General features: G+C 46.5%; 5 protein-coding genes. 3 read left to right on the top strand and 2 right to left on the bottom strand.

What is annotated here, in order from left to right:
- Nucleotides 1-53 precede the first annotated feature (53 nt).
- Nucleotides 54-2,123: a DNA helicase IV gene (helD, locus tag DYB02_RS23565; RefSeq protein WP_029804399.1), complete on the bottom strand. Its 2,070-nt coding sequence runs from the start codon at nt 2,121-2,123 to the stop codon at nt 54-56.
- Between the two features lie 456 nt (nt 2,124-2,579).
- Between helD and yccS the strand changes: the two genes are divergently transcribed.
- The 3 genes from yccS to DYB02_RS23550 all read left to right on the top strand — a co-directional run bounded on the left by yccS (nt 2,580) and on the right by DYB02_RS23550 (nt 5,564).
- Nucleotides 2,580-4,733 carry a YccS family putative transporter gene (gene yccS, locus DYB02_RS23560; RefSeq protein WP_005454352.1) on the top strand — a complete coding sequence of 718 codons (2,154 nt, stop codon included), beginning with the start codon at nt 2,580-2,582 and terminating at the stop codon, nt 4,731-4,733.
- A 252-nt stretch (nt 4,734-4,985) separates the two neighbouring features.
- A complete protein-coding gene (locus tag DYB02_RS23555) occupies nt 4,986-5,183 on the top strand; it encodes a hypothetical protein (protein WP_017448124.1) in 198 nt (65 codons plus the stop codon).
- Nucleotides 5,184-5,264: 81 nt separating this feature from the next.
- Entirely contained in the window at nt 5,265-5,564 is a 300-nt protein-coding gene (locus DYB02_RS23550; protein WP_029804398.1) for a hypothetical protein, read from the top strand.
- Between the two features lie 114 nt (nt 5,565-5,678).
- Here DYB02_RS23550 and DYB02_RS23545 read toward each other — a convergent pair whose 3' ends face one another.
- Complete coding sequence (locus DYB02_RS23545; protein ID WP_047022951.1) at nt 5,679-21,362, bottom strand: retention module-containing protein; 15,684 nt, start codon at nt 21,360-21,362, stop codon at nt 5,679-5,681.
- Nucleotides 21,363-21,894: the final 532 nt, after the last annotated feature.

The raw sequence follows: 21,894 nt of genomic DNA, 5'->3' as shown, positions 1-21,894 counted from the left end.
AAAGGCGATACTGAGTATCGCCTTTGTTGTTTTTAACGGTTGAAAAAGTGCGTTTAGCGTGAGGTAACGATTGGGTAGTCGCCACTTACGAGTTCTTGCACAAATGCAGAACCTGCCCCCGTATGCGTGATCCACACTTTCTCTTTTGCACGCGTAATCGCGACATAGAACAGTCGGCGCTCTTCGGCATACGGGAATTTGTCTTTGGACTCGGTCAACGCACCATCGATGTGAATCTGCTTCTTCTTCGCTGGGAACTGCCCTTCATCCACAGCCAAAATAATCACAAAATCGGCTTCTCGACCTTTACTCGCATGACAAGTCATAAAACGAATATCGAGATTCGGGAATCGTCTTAACCAGTCATCATACAAATCGGGTTTATGGTAATGATTACGGCCAAGCAGCAATACAGACTTAGTTTGTTTCGCTTGTTGATTCAATTGATCGAGGATTTTCTCAACTTGGTTGCTTGGCGCTGTGTGCACGCTCTTTTGCTTGCGTTGTTTGTGGCTGTTGAGCGTCTTCGGTAATTGTGATGGGTTTTGCTGCACGAACGCATTCGCCACATCGCCAATTTGATTATTGAAACGATAGGTCGTGTCTAGGTGATGTACCGTAGAGTGAGCGAATCGCTCTTTAAACCCAGTAATCAAGTCCACATCTGCGCCCGCAAACTGGTAAATCGCTTGCCAGTCATCGCCTACGGCAAACAAGGTTGCGCCAGGCTGCTTCTCTGTTGATTCACATAACGCTTCGATCAACGCCAAACGATCTGGAGAGATATCTTGATACTCATCGACCATAACAAAACGCCAAGGCGATACGAACTTCCCTTTATTCACGTAATCCGTTGCTCGACTTATCATGGTTGGGAAATCGACTTGATTGCTCTCTTTGAGCATTTTTTGCCATGCAGAAAAGCACGGCCAACACAGTGCTAATTCGCTATTGAGGCGGGTATAGTCTTGGTGATCCACCAACTTCTCTTGCACTTGCTTTTTCGTTAAACCAACAGCAGCTAAATGCGACAATTGAGAATCCAACCAAGCAATTAGCTTCGGATTTTCCGAATGGCTACCCAGCTCATCATCACCTTTCAGGTAAGCAATAGGCCATTTATCTAAATGCTTTTGCCAACGTTTGAAATTTGTTGGTGTCATCCAGTGCTTTTTCAACCAGTCGACACACCAAGCCGTGCGTTGGTTATCGTCTAATGCAAGAGGGCTGATTTCGACAGGCTGCTGCTCGACTTGATTAAGAATGTACAAGCCGAGTTGATGAAAGGTATTGACTCTTACGCCTTCTGCCGCCAAACCGACTTTATCAACCAAACGCTCTTTCATTTCTTTCGCGGCATCTCGGCCAAACGCAAGCATCAAAAGTTCTTCCGCTTGAGCTTGATGGCTTTGAAGTAAGTAAGCCACTCTTGCAGTCAATACGCTGGTTTTACCCGAGCCTGCCCCAGCCAAAACAAGGTTGTGATCATCATTGAGCAACACTGCGTATTGTTGCGACAAGTTCAGCGGAGACGATTCAATGCGGTTGAACAAGACTTCCCAATTAGGACGTTCGTTCTCCAACCATTCGTGATTGCGCTCTCCCAGCGTATGAGAGGTGTCAACCAGCCAAGGCTCAATTTCACCCATGCGATTAGGCATGCGCATTTTAGCTTCGTCTAGGCTGGTCTTGATTTCTGCGAGTTCTTGATTGAGTTTCTCTACCCACGCCATAACTTGAGAATGAGAAAGATAGGCAGGAAGGTGTTTGAGCTGGTACAACTCTTCTTCCCATTTAGGAAGGTACTCCGCCAGTTTTCGGCACTGAGTGTTGTGCCACTCTTGATACTGACGCACAGCTTCCAACGCAAACTTACGGCATTGAGGCCAAGGTAAACCTTGTACTAACCAACTTTGTTGCTTGCCATCTTGCTCGTGAGCGAAGAACTGAAGCGAGCTCCAAAACAGGCCGCGTTTCACGTTGACTTTACCGTTCCAGACGGTGAAAGGAATATGCTCTTCACTGCCAATTGAGCTTAATAAAACACTGTTCTCTTTTATTTCGACATGATAATACTCATTTTGAATAAAAAACTGTGCTTTGCTGGTGGCAGTAAGCTGCATGAAACGTGCGCCTTTTAAGTGAGAAGTTGTCGATTTATATCATTTTAGGGCTTCAAATTGTAGCAGCGACCGCCACCTAAATACGCATCTTCCTTGATTCTTTAATAAAATTCACATTACTGCTGATTTTGTGAACATAATTGTCATTACTTCAACGCTATAAACCCAAACTCTAGACGGTTTTCGCATCCGAAACTGCTCTGCATTCTTAAGTCAATGACATTTTTGTCGATTTCATAACCAAGCGTGATTTTTTCTTAAATTAAATCATAAACACGCTATAGTGAGCTTGGTAACATATCCAAACAACTTCAAGATGATATCGCCCGTGAAAGCCGTTTGTTTTAAGGCTCAATTGGTGAGCGTTAACCGTGAGAACGTCAACGTTCTCAAGCTGTCATCCTTGAGTGAAATTGGGAATTTTTCTCCGTTTTTATCGGAAATGTAAGGCGCATTGTGCAAGCAGCTTCTAAATTTCGCCTCTATTGGGCAAATAAAACCATTAACTACAGCATTCTTATATTGATCACCCTGTTGGGTGTCGTTATTCCTGCTTGGTACTTCGGACAAAACACCTTGATCACACCTCTCATACTAGGTGTGATTGCCGCTGCACTAGCGGAAAGTGATGACAGCTTTATGGGACGAATCAAAGCTCTGATTCTCACGTTTATCTGTTTCGCGGTTGCGGCCTTCTCTATTGAAATACTGTTTCACACCCCTTGGCTGTTTGCCACGGGTCTGTTTATTTCCACGTTTGGCTTTATCATGCTTGGCGCAATTGGGCCAAAGTATGCCAGTATCGCATTTGGTTCGTTGCTGATCGCCATTTACACCATGCTCGGCGCGCACGAAAGCACGAATATTTGGTTCCAGCCGTTGTTACTGCTAACTGGTGCCGCTTGGTATTACTTTATGTCGATGATCTGGCAAATGTTCTGGCCGTTGCAGCCGGTACAATTAAGCCTCGCGAACGTGTTTCTTGCGCTTGCTAATTATCTCGATGCCAAAGCCAAGCTTTTCCACCCAGTCACGAACCTTGCACCGCAACCAATGCGTATTGAAGCGGCTCGCCTTAATGCTGCAACGGTCACCGCACTCAATGCGTGTAAAGCAACGCTACTCACCCGTTCCAAGCGTGGTCATGTAGACGGCCCAAGTGACCGATTCTTGAATATCTATTTTATCGCGCAGGACATTCACGAACGCGTGAGTTCGAGCCACTACCGCTACCAAGATTTGGCAACGGAGTTTGAGCGTTCAGACGTGCTGTTCCGCTTTAAATATCTTCTTGAGACACAAGCGCAAGCTTGCCGAGATATTGCTCAAGCTATTCAACTCGGCAACGAATACACTCACACCGATGAGTCGATTCTGGCTTTGGCAGAACTACAAAATTCACTGGCGTATTTGGAAGAGCAGCAACAAGGTCATTGGAAGCGTTTGTTAATGCAGCTGACTTACCTGTTCAACAACCTCGCTACGGTTGAAAAGCAGCTAAACAACATCAATAACCCGGATGCCGAACGCCTAGAAGAAGACACGCTTGCCGATACCAACCCACATACGTTGAAAGCAATGTGGCAGCGCATTTCGGCTAACCTTCATAAAGATTCGATGCTGTTTCGACATGCGCTACGTATGTCAATTGCGCTTACTATTGGGTACGGCATCATTCAGCTGTTTGATATTGACCGCGGTTACTGGATTTTGCTTACAACGCTGTTTGTATGCCAGCCGAACTACAGTGCGACGCGCCAAAAACTTACGGCTCGTGTGATCGGTACTTTAGCGGGGTTGTTGATTGGCGTACCGCTGCTAACGTTCTTCCCTTCTCAAGAAAGTCAGCTGGTGTTTATCGTTGTTTCGGGCGTGATGTTCTTTGCATTTAGGATGAACAACTACGGCTACGCGACCGGATTTATCACCTTGTTAGTCTTGTTCCTGTTCAACCAGTTAGGTGAAGGCTACGCAGTGGTGCTGCCTCGGCTTGCCGATACACTGATTGGCTGCGCGCTAGCCGTCGCGGCTGTGATGTTCATTTTACCTGACTGGCAATCGAGAAGACTGCATAAAGTGATGTCTGATGCGATAGATGCGAATAAACAGTATTTGGATCAGATCATCGGCCAATATCGTATCGGTAAGAAAGACAACCTGAGCTACCGCATTGCTCGTCGTCAGGCTCACAATAATGATGCGACATTGACGTCAGCAATCAGCACAATGCTTGCTGAACCAGGTAAGTATCGCGCAGCCGTCGATGAGAGCTTCCGCTTTCTGACGCTCAACCACGCCATGCTCAGCTACATCTCTGCTTTAGGTGCCCATCGTACTCGCATCGAAGATGAATCCATTCATAAACTGGTTCTGGATGCTCACCGTTGTATCCACCAGCATTTGGATGTGTTGCATCAACAATTACACCAACATTGCGAAGAGTGCGATTTATCCAACATTGACGATGCGGGACTTGAGCAGCGTTTGAACGAATGGCGCGATGAGGATGACAGCTCGGCGCGTATGGTGCTTCAACAACTCCACCTTATTTATCGCATGCTGCCTGAGCTTCACTCGCTGGCGAGCAAATTTGCCGTTCGTGTGAACTAACTCGACCTTAGAGAGACTAACTTAAAGGTGCATGTGACTTAACACGCGTTCTTTATGAAATTAGGGAAGCACTTTTGCTTCCCTTTTTAATTTTAGATAACCCGAAGTAGGTAAAATTACCTTTCATAGGAAAAGTCTTACGTATCACTTAACGCACCTTGACAATACTCGGACAAAAAACCATCGATCAAATTCTAATCTAATTCTATTGAATAAGTATGTTGTGTGGCCACGGAGGCCGTTAGACAGGACATGAAGGATAAACCTGAGTACAGCGAGGATACAGAGATGAAAGCGCAACAATTTAAAGAGCTAAAAAAGAAGCTTGGAGACCTAACGGCAAGTCAGTTAAAGACATTGCAAGGCGAAATCAGCATGACGCTGAACAAAAAGGAAAAGCCATTGCTCTCCACTGAAGAGCGTGAAATGTTATCTAAACTGTTTGTTTGATTAAGTTATTGATATAAATCACTTGCACGTTTTATAAACGCTTCCTATGCTAACAGCAGCATAATAAGTGGAATTATAATCATGCCAGTTTCAGGGATTCACTCCGGTCAACAAATCATGCAGTTGTCGCACAAGATGGCGGATAAAGCTGCACATGAGATTCAACAAACCTTCGTAAAAGGCGGTGAAGACTTATCATTCAATAAAGTCGAACTCGCTAAAAACGTGGCTTTCGCCGCGACCCCTTCCCTAGCCGCACATACCACTGTTATCGAACCTCTTATCGAAGTTACTCAAGCCGCAAGTTACAACCGTATTGGTGCGTCCGTTGTGGAAAAAAATAACGAGGTAATTGGCAGCCTTCTCGACATTCACGTCTAAAGAAACCAAGATAAAAATTATACCTAACTCCCTTTCCAGATATTGAAGAACACCAAACGCTAATAAGCGCAGCGGTCAAATCTAACCGCCGCACTTTTCATTTCTCAAGTCACTTTATCCGTTATCAATAACACCTCGATTAAGAAGCGATTCAACAATCTCGTTTGAGCTTAATCCATTGAAGTCTATTGCCTGACCTAAGTTCTCAACCACAATAGTCTGATGAACGTTCGCATCAGTAGTAATGCTCAAAGAGACATTGTCTGTCGTGGCATCGTAGTCCGCTTGAATATGCGCAAGTAACTCATCAATTCCTGCCATTGGGTCATTTAAATCCGCAATCACGTCTTTAAGATCGATCGTGTCTTCATTAAGCGTAAAGTCGGTGATGGTATCCACTGCACCTTCGTCAACGGTATCTTGCGTCCATTTAAAGATATCGTTACCACCGCCACCCGTTAGGATGTCCGAACCCAGACCACCGATGAGAATATCATCGCCGTCACCACCGATAATGCGGTCATCACCCGCCCCGCCGATGAGGGAAATTCCGCGATCACTACCAAGTAACAGATTATCTTCCGTTTCAGAAGAAACATCGATGTCACGGTTGTTGGACGTAACATTGATGCTGATATCGATTGGGTCTGAGAACGCTTGATCGCCATTCGATTCCGTTGAAACCGCAGTCAGCGTGATATCGTGATCACCTTGGCGCACGTTATCGATGTGAAGCGTATCAATTTCATCAGCAGGCACTGTCCAAGTCGAAGTCGCGCTATCAAAACTGATGCTCGATGTGGTTGCATCACTCGTTAGCGTTGCGCCTCTTGGAACGCCTGTCACCTCTAACGCTAAGACTTCATCCAAATCCGTCAGTGCAGCAATAATGCCGACTAACGCTACGCCCTGAAAACTCGCACTTTGGCTAGCAGTAATGCGCTGGATGTAATTAAAGTTCGCGTCAAAGGCAAGCGTCGGTTTGTCTGCCACTGGTGTCACGTTAATATCAAACGTTTCGGTGGTTTGCAGCGACGTTCCTGTGGAATTCTCATAGTAAATTCCATTATCGTCCGCTGTAACCGTCAATGAAATCGCTGAACTGTTCACGTCACTTGCATCGACAAAAACACCGACATTTGGATCTGTCGAAGTCAACACCGCATTAAGTTGGGACAACGTTCCCATCAACACGGTTTCACCCGCTAAACCAACACCTTGCGTCACACCACTGCCAGATGGCGCGATAACACTGACCTCACCTTCACTCGTGCTGAGCGAAATCGTCATGATCTCGTTCTCATGGATACCAGTGAAATCCACATCCGCTATCGTAATGCCTGATATTTTTTGACCTGCCGATTCGAAGATCGTGCTGGTTACTAATGAGCCATCAATCTCTGGAGCATCATTAACCGCTTGAACGTTCATGACCGCAGAACCGCTGATTGTGATTGGATCCGGTGCTCCGTTGGTTGTGCCATCATCAGTAATGTCATAGACAAAACTCACGTCGCCGTTGAAGTTTTCTGATGGTTCAAAGCGCCATTCCGTCGCGCTAATCTGCGTGATCGTTCCCGCTGATGGATCCGCAAGCGTGACATTACTGACCGCCAAGTTATCGTTTTCCGGATCGGTCGCGTTTGCCAATAGTTCCGAGGCAGTAATACTCACAGCGCCGCTGTCTTCTTCTATCGAAGAAAGCGTCACTTCCGATGTTTGAGGCGCATCGTTTACATCGAACACTTCAAAAGATGCAGAACCCGATACCGTCTTAGGATCGGATACACCATTTGTTGTGCCATCGTCCGTAATATCGTAAGTCAGCTCGACAGGGCCGTTGTAACCTGGCGCTGGCGTAAATTCCCAATTCCCTGTGGCTGAGTTAAACGCCAAAGAGCCAGAACTAGGGTCCACAAGTTGAACGTTACTCACCGTCAAGTTGTCGTTTTCCACATCAGTGGCATTCACAAGCAAATCTGATGCAGAAATTGCAAATACACCACTGTCTTCACCAATACTGGTCAAGGTAACTGGCGACGTTTCAGGCGCATCGTTCACGGTTGTAACATCAATCACAAAACTGCTGCTGTTGGTGTTTAAAGTGTCATCAACACCACTAATAACAATGCCTTCGTTACCTTGGTCATCGACTGTAATGTTCACGGTAACATCGCCGAAGAAGTTGAGATCAGGGTTGAACTCAATCAATCCTTCTGCAATGGCGGCATTGAGATCTGCGACTGAACCTTTTAGCTCAACCGCTCCTGTACCGTCACCCTGAACCGTCAAACCATATTTCGAGATAACGTTAGCGTTCAATGCGAGATACCCGCTATCTACCGCTACATTAAGCACATACTCTGCATTCGGGTTATCAAGTACCGCATCGACATCAGAGATACCGAAGCTATTTAGCAATAAGGCATTGTCTTCAGGTGTTTCCACATCGACAACATTAACGAAATCAGGTCTGTCGTTTACCGCAGTAACATCGACGGACACATCAAACTCTTCCGCATTACCCAAGCTTTGGCTGCCGTCTAGGCCGGTATCGACCGCTTGCACTTTAAAATGAAGCGAGCCAGCCCAAGAATTGTCGTTTCTATCACCAGAGTTAAAGACGATTTGATCTAGGTCTTGTGCATTGACTTCAAGGACAAAAACACCACTACCTTGATCAACAAATGTCGTTCCATCTGGAAGTGACAAGCTCGCACCATCTGGTACGTTTGAAATCTCAATCCTCAATGTTTCTGGATCATTCTCTTGATAATTTGCACCGTCGCCAATCGACTCTTTGTTATCCACCACCAGCGCATTCACGTTGATGGTAATGTCTTCGCCTTCGTTGCCTGAGACTTGGGTATCAGGGTTAACATCCACGTCGTCGCCAATCGGGTTAACGACTAACGTAAAGTTACTGTTTCGCTCGGTAGGCACTTTCAACAACTCTTCTTGAATGAAGACAGAGATACCGATTTCAACTTCACCACTAAAGTGTTTTGGCGGCTTAATTTGAATATCGCTCAAGTCGATGGAAGTTTGCGTCAAGTCTTTAACTTGAATGCTCCACTCGCCATTGCCTGCGTTTTTCACAATGTAATCGGATGAATTAGACTCAACAACAAAGTCATTCGGAATGCCTGTCAGCTTAAGTGAAACAAAACTTTCAGAGCCATCATCGTCGGTCAGACTGATCGTAACGCCAGTACCTGACTGGTTGAGTGAAATCAACGTATCTTCATCACCCGTCACGACGATAGGCTGACTTGGATCGGTTCCTGTAATTACAATGTCATCCACGACAGGCGTGACTTCAAATGTCACGTCGTCGGTAAAGGTGCGTACATCTACGTTATCGCCCGGATTGATCAATGTCGATTGGTCAAACACGGCAACGTCTGTGATTTCGCCTTCGATGTTAATTTTCACCGTATTTTGACCACCACCAACCGGGTAGTTTTCACTCGGTTTGAACAGAACGTTATCCAACGCTCCCGCTAAAATATCGGCTTCATTAAATTCGATACTCGTGCCCAAACTATTGCCATTGCTATCGACAAACTCACCCTGTGTCGTGTCATCAAGCGTCAACTTGATGTTGGTTAACGTTTCTCTACCGCCTAATGTGTTGTTGAAGCCATCTGCAAAATCGACGTTCAAATTAAGCTGAATTAATCCATCTTCATAACCAACACCATCAGCGGTTGGAACATCGTTATTGAGATCATCAACAGGCTGCTTGTTCGCATCAAGACCAAGTGTTCCAGTAATATCGACTGTGACATCTGGCGTGATGTTGCGATCCAACGGCTGGTCGCCTGCCGAGCTTGGCACGTCAGCAACTGGCAGAATTTGCACCGGAATCAGTTCTGTGGACGATTTTTCATCTGCAGAGCCCGTATCTTTAGTCACAAATCTCACAGGCAAAACGAAGTCGCCAGCATAATCTTCAGCCACGCGCATCGTTAAGCCTTCAAGGCCAACAATGTTTCCGCTTGAGTCGATATCCGCTTGGAATACGTATTTGCCGTTAATGAAATCAACGTCCGTACCGGTAATGATTAGGCCCGGTGGAATACCAGGTGAAGATGGGTCAATGATGATGGTCAATACGTCTTCCACACCATCAGGATTGATCACATCAATCTTGGAAGTAAGCTGAGCACCAAGATCGACAAAGTTGTCTTCTGAGCCTTCAATTTGTACATCATCGGTCACGTCAATTTCGGCCGCGACACTGGTTTGCGGAGTAAGAACCGTTGGGAACTCCAACACCACGTCCGTTTGTCTTATTTCAGTTGCGTCTTTTTCAACCGAATCTTCACCTAAGTCATTCACACGCGCGTAAATCGTCAAACCAATTTGCGATAAACCGCCGTTATCACCATTGTCAGTGTCGTCGTTCGGCGTCAAATCAAGGCCAGATGGCGCTTTGATGCAGAAATTCTCCTCATCAATGATCGTCCAACGGCCGTCACCTTCATTCAGTGCTCCGATAATGACTAGCTGGTTAAGAATGGCAGGATCGGTCGTGTGCAACTGAACAACCAGTTCAGTCACCACCTCATCCGAAGAAGCATCAAACTCTTGATATTTAATGATGTTTGCACCAGCTTGGCCACCCGCAGAGGTGTTGATTGTAAAGTCGATTGCACCTTGCGCATCCGATTTAACAACGTCTATCGCAGTACCATTACTTTCTGTGACCAGCAAGCGCGTTTGATCGCCTATCGCACCAGAGGTATCTTCTGGTTCAACAACCGGATTCACTTGAACGTGAACCGAACCTGTAATCACCGCTTCTGCAATCCCTTGTCCTGGATTTGCCGCATCAACGTACTCATGGTCAATCTCTTTCACAGTCAACGTTGTGCTCAAATCAAAGTCGGTACTGGAATCTTGTTCCAACTCAACTTGAACATAACCACTCTGCGTAACGCGAGCAGAGAAGTCTTGCTCCGATTCATTGGCTTGCGGTGTTAATGTTAACGTACCAGCGACGAGCGTTTGCGCTACACCATCCACGAACACGGTACAACTCGGAGGGAAGCCAGAAATCGTCACTTCTGAGAAGAACTCATCGGCATCTGGACTTTGGCTGGTCGTTGGTTTCCAGTCGATGTTGAAGCGCGTATCTTCGTCACCTTCCGAAACCACGGTATAGTTATTTCTTGCGTCAATCACAGGGCCAACAATCACACGAATTTCCCCAGTTGAGGTGCGCGTATGACCATCGTTTTCAGTAACGATCGTGGTTGCTGTGATGTGAATATTCTCGGTAGACGATGCTTCCGGTTTAATCACAATGCCCGAGTTGATGTTTGCTTGCGTAATATTCGCTTCATAGATTGGCTGGTTATTGCCATCGTACCCAACGAACGTTAAATCGACCGAGTTGCCATCATTATCAAATATCTCAACGCCATCAGGAATGTTGGAAAGCAGTACCGTTACCGTTTCAGAATGATCGTTCGGGTTGTCTTTGAACTCTCCAGAAAGAATGCTGAACGAAATATCAACTTGGCCATTTTCATCCACAAATGTTTGAACGCCACGTACGTTACCATCATCAAACTCTTGCCAAATACCTGACTTATCATTGAGTTCAACGATTGGAATATCCGCTACGCCTTTCACATCAACAATGACGGTTTTGTTCCCGAGTGAAAGTACATCTTGCGCAGAACCTGTTGAAAGCGATGCGTTGTCTTTTACGATGCCTTCTACGTTGAAGGTGAAATCGTCGTTACTGTGCAGTGGTGGCAACACTTCTACATTCGTCAGCTGTGACTCAGGAATTTCGTAATACAGCACATTGCCGTTGCCATCCGTCACTTCAACAATCTGTGAAGGATTCGCGCCATCGAGCCAAACAAGCGTCACGCCGTCGATAGAGAAATTCGAGATGCGAACAAACAGCTCTTCTGAACCATCCATATCCGCGGATGGTTTCATTGAAATCACTTCGCTTAATTGAAGTGGATCGTGGTCAGTAACCGGATCGACCGTATCTTGAGTGCGAGCGTTATCCTCGAAAATATTGATGCGATTAACGGTAAAGCTGCCAGCATCAGCGACCGGAGTGACATCAATGACGATGGTTTCCGTTTCTGAGCGAGCCGTTTCTTTGCCTGTCAGTGGATTCACGCTCTCCGTGGTGATCGCAGTGACATCGATTTTTATTTCACCCGAGAAGTTATCAATTGGATCGACTTGCACATCGCCAATTCGACTTGCATCAACAAGGTATACTCCACCCGTTTGCGTGATGGCACTGCCATCTGAGTAAACTAGCGTTGCGTTGCCCTCACCTTGGGTAAAGACAAGTTCGTACACGATGCTTTCTGGGTTACTGCTGTCTTGTGTTTGCGCGCTGATGTTCAGAGAAACGTTGTTACCATCTTCATCAACCGTGTAGTTAAAGGTACTGTTTGCCGTCCAAGTCGCGATGTCTGCAACGCTTTCCACTTGAATGTTGAGCCTGCCATTGATGATGTGGTCAGACACACCGTTATTAAGGATCTCAACTCGGATACGTGGATCTATGCCACTATCGCCCGTCGCAAAATGGCGGTCGGGTACAAAATAGAGGTTCTCAAGCGTAACGAACTCACCATTGAATGATTGAATGACATTCGAACCGTCCAACACAACAGAGCCATTGACTGGCGTAAGTTCAATGTAATCACCATTGGCATTTCGATAATAGAACGTGCCGTTGTGCGTGCTCGCATCGCGAATCGTGATATCGCCTAGGCTTTCATTTCTATCGAGGTCGTGCAAGTTAATCACTAGATCGACTTTCGCTGGCGTAGTATCTAGACCAGATAAGTTATCTTGCGTATTGGCATTCTCAGTACCAAGGATAGAACCGTCACGGCCTTTATCTTCGAAAGACAACACCGATGAGGTATCGATTTGTGCATTTCTGTCGGTCACGGAGATGTCGAGATCGGCGGTACTCGTATCGCCGTCACCATCGGTAGCCGTAACATGAACCGTGAAATCGATTGAAGCCGCATCGGTATGATCAAGATCGTCATTTGGTCTAAAGCTAATAGAGCCATCAGTTCGAACAATCAAACGCCCAATTTCAGTGTCAACGCCGTTTAGGGTTTTATGTACAAAAACCGTTTGATTGCTGCCGTTAAGATCAACGGTTGTCATATCTATTCCATTCTGTTTGAAATAGATACCTGAATCGTCTGCGCTAAATGAGGTCAGCTCACTGCCATCTGCACCATAATTTAAGTCGCCTTCTACAGGGTCTTGGAACAGTTGAACGGTTCGCGTTCCCTGCCCTTCAACACGAGTGATGGAACTATCGTAAATCGTTGGAATATCATCTGTGATCGTCACAGGAAGATTGATACCTGCGGTATCGCCATCCACATCCGTCGCAAAAACAGGCAGATTGAGCGTCAGTAAATCTTCGCCCTGAACACCATGATCCAGTACGCCTTCTAGCGTGAATTTGTATGTTCCGTCAGCATTTAACACCAGAGTAAATACCGATTTTCCATCTGGCGTTTGACCTTGGTAAGTGTAGTTGTTGTTATTCACACCAGTTTGTACGAGCGTGACCGCTTGTCCGCCTGACGTTACCCCGCTGATTGGGTTACCAGACAAATCTAACTGGTAAGAAACTATCGTATCCGCACCTTCTACGCTATCAAAGCTGCCGCTTGCCTCTAGGCCGTCTTTGCTCAGCTCTGAGCCTGAAGGCAAGTCATCTTCATCTAAGAACAACGGCGTCGCCGTTTTGATTTCCGGCACGTCATCCACGATGGTGATTGGCAAGTTCACAGATGCCGATGTATCACCATCGAAGTCAGTAACAGAAATAGGAATATCTAACGTTAGGCTGTTTTCGCCCAGGCCAGCAGGATGATCCACAGGGCCCACTAACTCAAATTGGTAGCTATTGTCTTTTGCATCCAACGTTAGGGTAAAAATCTGCGTGTTCGTGCCAACAATCACCGCTTCATAGGTGCTTACACCGTCGGCTTCAGACACCAGTCTTAGTTCCACATCTTGACCATTTGACTGCAAACCAGCGACCGCGCCAGCTAAGTCAGAAACATGATAACTGACGATTTCATCAGCGCCAGCAACAACGTTAAAGTGTCCATCTAACACTCGTAAGCCAGAAGTATCAGAGCCAGCAGGTAAATCATCTTCGTCAATCGTCAACTGGCTACTGTTATCCACCCCAGTGATAGACGGCACATCATCAACAACGGTAATTGGCAAACTAATCGTGTTCGACACATCACCATCAAAATCCGTGGCATTCACAGGGAAGTCAATCACTAGCTCATTTTCACCATCGCCATTTGGATGGTCTAGCTGAGCAAATAATTCAAATTGATACCTATCTTCTCCAGCATTTAACGTAAGCTTAAACACGATATCGGTAGTGCCTTGCACGTACGCACGGTACTCAATCACGCCAGTCGCGTTTGAGTATTCAACAAGCTCTAGTGACTGACCTGCTGACGTTAACCCAGCAACAGGTGAGACAAGATCCTCCAATTGGAAACTAACGATAGAATCTGCACCGTCAACGACATCAAAATGTCCGCCGATAATATGATCACCTTGACCATCCGACCCTTTGTTCGGAATGTCATCCTCATCAATGGACAAGTGACTTCCTGGACGAATAGCTTCAATCGTCGGCTTATCATCCAAAATAGTGACTGGCAACGTCGCGTTAACGGAGTCGTTATCGCCGTCGGTAATCACAATCGGCAGATTGATGGTCAGGTCATCAGAATTCGTCGCATGATCGAGCGCGCCAGACAATTCAAAATCGTAGCGTCCGTCTTGATGCAATGTCAGCGTGAAAATGGTGTCGCCACCAACGGTTTTTCCGACATAAACCAAAGCATCACTCGTTGACGCTGTAGCGTCTTGAGTAATCGCGATGCTCTCGCCGCCAGAAGTAAGTGCAGGCAGTAGATTGGAATTGAGATCCAGAACAAATGAGTCGATACCATCCGCACTGGTCACTTCAAACTGACCAGAAACCGTTAGAGGCTCCTTGGTCTCGTCTGAGCCCAGCGGCAAATCATCTTCATGCACTTGTAAGCGGTCTATATTCGTTACCACGGGTACATCGTCTACCACCGTAATTGGTAACGTGAACACTGGTGATACATCGCCATCACCGTCAGTCACAGTGATTGGCAGTTCGATTACAATGTTGTTTTGCTGATTGCCATCAGGATGATCAAGTGGTTTTCTAAGATCAAACTCATAGGAGCTATTTGACGCATTCAGAGTTAACTCAAACACCACTTCTTGAGAATTAACCGTGATACCTTGATAAACATTCACCCCGCCAGTACTGGACGTTAAGACTAAGGTGATTACCTCTCCGCCAGACATCAATGTACTAACTGGCGTCGTCAAATCACTCAGTTGAATCGAGGTGACTTGGTCTGCCCCTTCTGTTACATCGAAGGTACCACCGATGATGGTGTCTTGAGTACGGTCAGTACCCTGCGGTAGGTCGTCCTCATCGACGGTCTGTTCACTACCCTGAGCCAAACCGTCGATGGTTGGTACGTCATCCACAACAGTGATCGGCAACGTGAGAGTATTCGAAACATCACCATCAAAATCCGTCGCTGCGATAGGAAGGTTGATGACGATGTCGTTTTGACCATTCGCGGTTGGATGATCGAGTGGCTCAAGTAGTTCAAACTTGTAGCTGCCATCAGAAACATCCAACGTCACTCGAAAAGCAGGTGTTGTTGTTCCATCAATAATGGCTTCATAAACGGATACGCCACCTGAATTAGAAACTTCAACGAGAGTCAGTGATTGCCCACCAGACGTTAAGCCTTGAACTGGCGTGTTCAAGTCAACGATATGGTACTCGACGATATGGTCCGCACCTTCTGTCGCGACAAACTTACCAATAATACTCGTTGGTTCATTGCCATCAGAACCCACGGTTGGCAAATCATCTTCGTCTACTGTGAGTACGCTGTTTACGTCGATACCATCGAGTGTTGGTCGATCATCAACAATCGTGACTGGAATAGTCGCGCTCGTGGTGTCGCCATCAAAATCGGTCGCAATAATAGGGAAATTCAGCGTTAGCTCATCTGCACCGATTGGATGGTCAAGTGTCCCTTCAAGGGTAAAATTATAACTGCCATCCGGTTTTACAACGAGCGTAAACACAGCATTCGCACCCGCGGTGGCTGTGTAAGTAAAACTGCCATCTGTGTTTGCAGTTTCAGTCATGGTTACGGCAACGCCTTGCGAAGTAAGCCCATCAACAGGCATCGCACTCGCATCGAGCTGATAACTGACGACACTATCCGAGCCTTGAGTCGTAGTGAATTTACCGTCTATGGAAAGCGCATCTTTTTGATCAGAACCAATGTTGTTCAAGTCATCTTCATCGACCGTAATTGGCGCAACATTTGTGATCACTGGTTGGTCATCAACAATGGTCACAGGAATCGTGGCAGAAGTGGTGTCACCATCAAAATCCGTCGCGATGATTGGGAAATTCAGCGTCAGTTCGTCACTGTTACTCGCATGGTCAATTGGACCTTCGAGCGTAAAGTTGTAACTGCCATCTGGATTAACAATTAACGTAAAGACAGGATTGGTTCCTGCGGTTGCCGTATAAGTGAAACTACCATCTGGATTTGCCGTTTCACTCAATGTCACCGCAACACCTTGCGAAGTAAGCCCATCAATAGGCGTCGCACTGGCATCCAATTGGTAACTCACTACACCATCAGAACCTTGATTGGTGGTGAAGTGTCCGTCAATCGATACTGAACCGTCTTGAGCCGAGCCAATCTGCGCGAGGTCATCTTCATCAACGGTGATCGCTTGAACATTGTTAATTGTTGGCTGGTCATCAACAATGGTTACAGGGATGGTTGCCGATGACGTATCGCCATCAAAATCGGTCGCGATGATTGGAAAGTTTAGCGTCAGTTCATCACTACCAGTCGCGTGATCGATTGGGCCTTCCAACGTAAAGTTGTATGAACCATCGGTATTCACCACCAACGTAAAGACAGGGTTGCCATTTGCTGTCGCACTGTAAGTAAAGCTGCCATCTGCATTCGCTGTTTCAACCAAATCAACAACTTCGCCGTGCGACGTTAATCCTGCTACAGGGTTCGTCGAGCCGTCGAGTTGATAGCTCACCACTCGGTCAGAACCTTCCGTTGTGGTGAACTTGCCATCAATAGAAACAACGCCATCTTGAGCAGAGCCAATAATCGTTAAATCGTCTTCATCCACTGTAATGGCATCGACGTTTGTGATGGTCGGTTGGTCATCGACGATAGTCACTGGGATCACCGCAGAGCTGGTGTCACCATCAAAGTCCGTTGCGATGATTGGGAAGTTCAGCGTTAGCTCGTCGCTATTAATAGCGTGATCGATTGGCCCTTCCAACGTGAAGTTGTAAGAGCCATCCACATTCACTACCAACGTAAATACTGGATTGCCATCTGCCGTCGCAGTGTAAGTGAAGCTGCCGTCAGCATTTGCCGTTTCTACGAGTACAACCGCTTGGCTGTGCGACGTTAATCCTGCTACAGGGTTCGTCGAACCATCGAGTTGATAGCTCACCACTCGGTCAGAACCTTCTGTTGTGGTGAATTTACCGTCAATAGAAACAACGCCATCCTGAGCAGAACCAACGCCCGATAAATCGTCTTCATCAACCGTAATAGAATCGACGTTTGTGATAGTTGGTTGGTCATCTACGATGGTCACTGGGATCACCGCGGAGCTGGTGTCACCATCAAAGTCCGTTGCAATGATTGGGAAGTTCAGCGTTAAATCGTCACTACCATTGGCATGGTCGATTGGGCCTTCTAGCGTAAAGTTATAAGAACCATCTACGTTAACAATCAAGGTAAAGACGACGTTACCACCTGCGGTGGCTTGATAAGTAAAACTGCCGTCTGGGTTGGCCGTTTCAGTCATCGTTACCGCGACGCCTTGAGACGTCAGCCCTGCGACAGGGTCGGTAGAAGCATCCAATTGATAACTAACGACACCATCAGAACCTTGCGTTGTTGCAAATTGGCCGTTGATGGAAAGTGCATCATTTTGGTCTGAACCAATCCCCGTCAAGTCATCTTCATCAACTTGGATTGCATCCACATTCGTTATGACTGGCTTATCGTCGACAATAGTCACTGAGATGGTGGCAGAAGTTGTATCGCCATCAAAGTCAGTCGCAATAATTGGGAAGTTCAGCGTTAGCTCATCGCTATTTATAGCGTGATCGATTGGGCCTTCCAGTGTGAAGTTATAACTGCCATCCGTTTTCACGACCAACGTAAAGACAGGGTTGCCATCAGCGATCGCAACGTAGCTGAAGCTGCCATCAGGATTGGCAGTCTCTATCAACGTCACTGGATTGCCTTGCGAGGTGAGCCCTGCAACCACATCGACAGAGGTATCTAACTGGTAACTCACCACACGGTCAGAACCTTGCGTTGTCGTGAACTGACCATCAATCGAAAGTGAATCATTTTGGTCCGAACCGATGTTCGCTAAGTCGTCTTCATCAACACTGATGGCTTCAACATTTGTGATAGTCGGTTGGTCATCGGTAATCGTGACAGGAATAACGGCGGAAGTCGTGTCTCCATCAAAATCGGTCACTGTGATCGGGAAGTTGAGCGTTAAGCTGTCACTGTTTGCTGCGTGGTCAATCGCGCCTTCAAGTGTAAAGTTGTAGCTGCCGTCGGGATTGACAGTTAATGTAAATACCGGATTTGTCCCTGCCGTTGCCGTATAGGTGAAGCTGCCATCAGAATTAGCCGTTTCCGTCATTGTGACGGCTACGCCTTGTGAGGTTAATCCATCAACAGGTGTCGCATTCGAGTCAAGCTGGTAACTCACAACTCTGTCTGCACCTTCAGTGGTCGTAAACTGGCCATCAATTGAAACTGGGTCGTTTTGGTCTGAACCGATACCAGCCAGATCGTCTTCATCAACACTGATCGCTTCAAAATCCGTTACAACTGGCAATGAGTCAACGATCGTGACTGGCAACGTAATTTTGCTCGTGTCGCCATCAAAATCCGTCGCGATGATGGAAAAGTCTAACGTTAAGGTGTCACTATTTGGAGCATGATCAACAGCCCCTTGCAGTTCAAACGAGTAACTCCCGTCACTGTTTACCTGTAACGTAAATACCGAATTGCCGTTTGCCGTCGCCGTGTAGGTAAAGCTACCGTCGGCATTACTGACTTCGGCCAACGTGATAACTTGACCGTTGGAGGTCAAACCGTTTAGCGGGTCTGAACCTGTTTCAAGCTGGTACTGAACCACACCATCTGAGCCTTGCGTGGTCGTGAACTGCCCTTCAACCAACAGTGCGTTTGATTGTCCACCATTCGAAATTAGGTCATTTTCATCTACAGTGAGAGGCTCGACATTCTCAATCGTAGGAATGTCGTCTTGAATGGTGACAGGCAAAACCATGGTGCTGCTATCGCCATCAAAATCCGTCGCTGTAATCGGGAAATTCAGTGTTAACGCATCACTGCCACTAGCGTGATCGATTGGGCCTTCTAACGTAAAGTTGTATGAACCATCGGTATTCACCACCAGCGTAAATACTGAGTTGCCGTTTGCTGTCGCGGTGTAAGTGAAGCTGCCGTCGGCATTTGCGGTTTCTACCAGCTCAACGGCTTCACCATGTGAAGTCAAGCCATCAATTGGGTTGGTCGATGTGTCGAGTTGATAACTCACCACTCGGTCGGAGCCTTCTGTCGTGGTGAACTTGCCGTCAACCGAAACAGAATCATTTTGATCCGAGCCGATGCTCGCAAGGTCGTCTTCATCCACCGTTAAAGCTTCCACACCATCAATAGAAGGCGCATCATCTTTAACTTCTATAACGATTTCTGCGGCTTTGGCATCGTTCGAACCTAGCGTCAAAGAAGAGCGGTCTCCGTCGGCATCAACGGCATAAACTGGAATGGTGAACGTTAACGATTCGTCGTTTGCGCCAGTATGATCCAGCTGTTCATAGAGGTTGAACTGATATTCGCCTTGAGACGGTGAGTCGATACTGATGTCGAATACCGTAATGCGCACACCATCAAGCTCAATGTAGCCTTCGTAAGTACGAACGCCATTGACATCAGAAGTGAGTTCAAGAAGTACAGTTTGCCTTTGCGATTGCAACTCGCCAGAGACATTAAATTCCGTTGGTTCTACTTCGAAGTGATCAATAATATCGCTGCCTGCGGCTGCCGAAATTGATCCGGTACCGCTAGTAATCGCGATGCCCTGTAGAGAACCTTGCTCGACGCCAGACTCGTCTAAAGACAAGCTTGTGACATTGTTAATGACTGGGTTATCTCCATCAGCAATTGTAATCACAAAGGTATTACTGACCGTATCTTGGTCGAAATCCACGATCGTCGTTGGAAGGGAAAGCACTATCGTATCGCTATCATTCGTCTGCTCAAGCGGTTTGAACTGTTCAAATTGGTACGTGCCGTCGGTGTTTAACGTGATGCTTAATACCACCTCTCCCGTACCAGCTACGGTTAACGTGATGTTACTGCCATCTTCAGACAAGGTCGCAACCGTCGCTTGGTTATCAGTTAACAAACCATCAAATTGCGACAAACTTTCCTGATTAAAAGTGACTGAAGCCAACTGGTCACTGCCAATTTCGACAAACGTCCCCGTAATTGGCGTCGATGAAGATTCTTCATTCTCAAACGAGATGTCTTGCGGCGCTGGATTATCACCATCGATAATCGTCGTGACAAAATCAATTGGCGTACGAATGCTGTTACCACCAATATCAGTACCCGTCATCTCAAACTCAATACTGATGCGGTCACCAACAATCGACACCTGCCCGTCATCTACAGACGCAACATGGTCAATGCCTTGGCTTATGGTGGTCGTCACCTCCAACTCGATATCACGACCTAGCGAAGTCGCTTCAATTTCAATACGTAGGACTTCATTGCCATCTTGAACACCAATGATGGCATTTTGCGCTTCGTCGTATGAGAACTCGACAGCTTTACCACCAGATTGAATATCGGTGTTCAACTCGGCCAGTAGCGACTCTAGTGAAGCAGCAGATGGCACAAATGAGCTAGGGTCAAGCGGGAGATCGCCCGCCTCAACGGATACGCTGGTTGCAATAGATTGAGGATAAGTCGTAAGGGAAATCGAACCTTCGGTTACTTCCGATTCAAGAGATTGTCCACCATCAGCAAAAATGGTGACGTTAATGTCATCGGTTTCTTCGCGATCTTGCACGCCAGTGCGTGTTGCAGAGGTTTCGAAAAACGTCGAGGCAAGCATTTCTGGGTTGTTGTATTCAACCGTCACATAGCCAGCATTTGCCGAGCCAGACGCATCACCACCAGCGGCCGTTGCTTCAAGAATTGCCGTCGGGTCGGCACCTTCCAAAATCGCTTGTTGGATAGCAGCAACATCATTTGCGTCAAAATTAGCACTATCAATCGCCGCCGGGTCGAAAGCAATTTGACCATCAACCGAGGTTTGAACCAAAGTTTCCGGTTGTTCTGATGAAGGCTCAGGAAGACACGCGACACAGTTTTGGTCGACAAGATAGAGCTCGTTATTGATTAGAACATCCAAAGACGCATTGTTTTCTGTGACAATGACATCCCCTGTATTTAACGCATCTCCGGCGCTTACCACTCGGATCTTACCTGTAAGATCCAATACCAAAACTTCCCCTTTGACAGCATTTACAATCGCGTTTTGCGGCACGGTTTGCGTACTCATCTGACCTCCGCTAATGGCCAACGTTTCCCATTAACCTATTGCATAGTTTTTAGTTGAATATATGTGGTGTTTTGCACATCGTTGGTTGATTAAACTAACTATCAACTCATTAAACAATCGACTTATTGCGTTCCACATCCCAAAACAAGTGAAAGTTACTATCTGTCACAAAAATGGGACACATATCCTAGCGGCGCAATATCAATTAATTATATGAAATGCGTCACTTATTTCTAAACAAGTGTAGTCGGTCTGATAAAAAACGGAGTTATCAAAGTCACTTAACTAAAAGCGATACTGCCAGTTGCGATCAAAAGCGGTAAAAACGCAAACAAAATACTGTAGAGACTTGAGCGAGTTGATAACTTTATTAGTAAAGGAGAAGAAAAGAACGTCACAATTAGATACTGAACGAGATAAATAGGTTGGAAAAACAGGGCTAACATCATGTGTAAAGCCATGTGCAAACCTACACACCATGAATTAGGTTTTGTCCGAAGCGCAACAGCGCATAAAACAACCAAACTAGCAG

Source organism: Vibrio parahaemolyticus (genome assembly GCF_900460535.1).
Classification (GTDB): domain Bacteria; phylum Pseudomonadota; class Gammaproteobacteria; order Enterobacterales; family Vibrionaceae; genus Vibrio; species Vibrio parahaemolyticus.
Note: the sequence above shows the minus strand (reverse complement) of the source record. Positions and strands in the feature narration are given on the sequence as shown.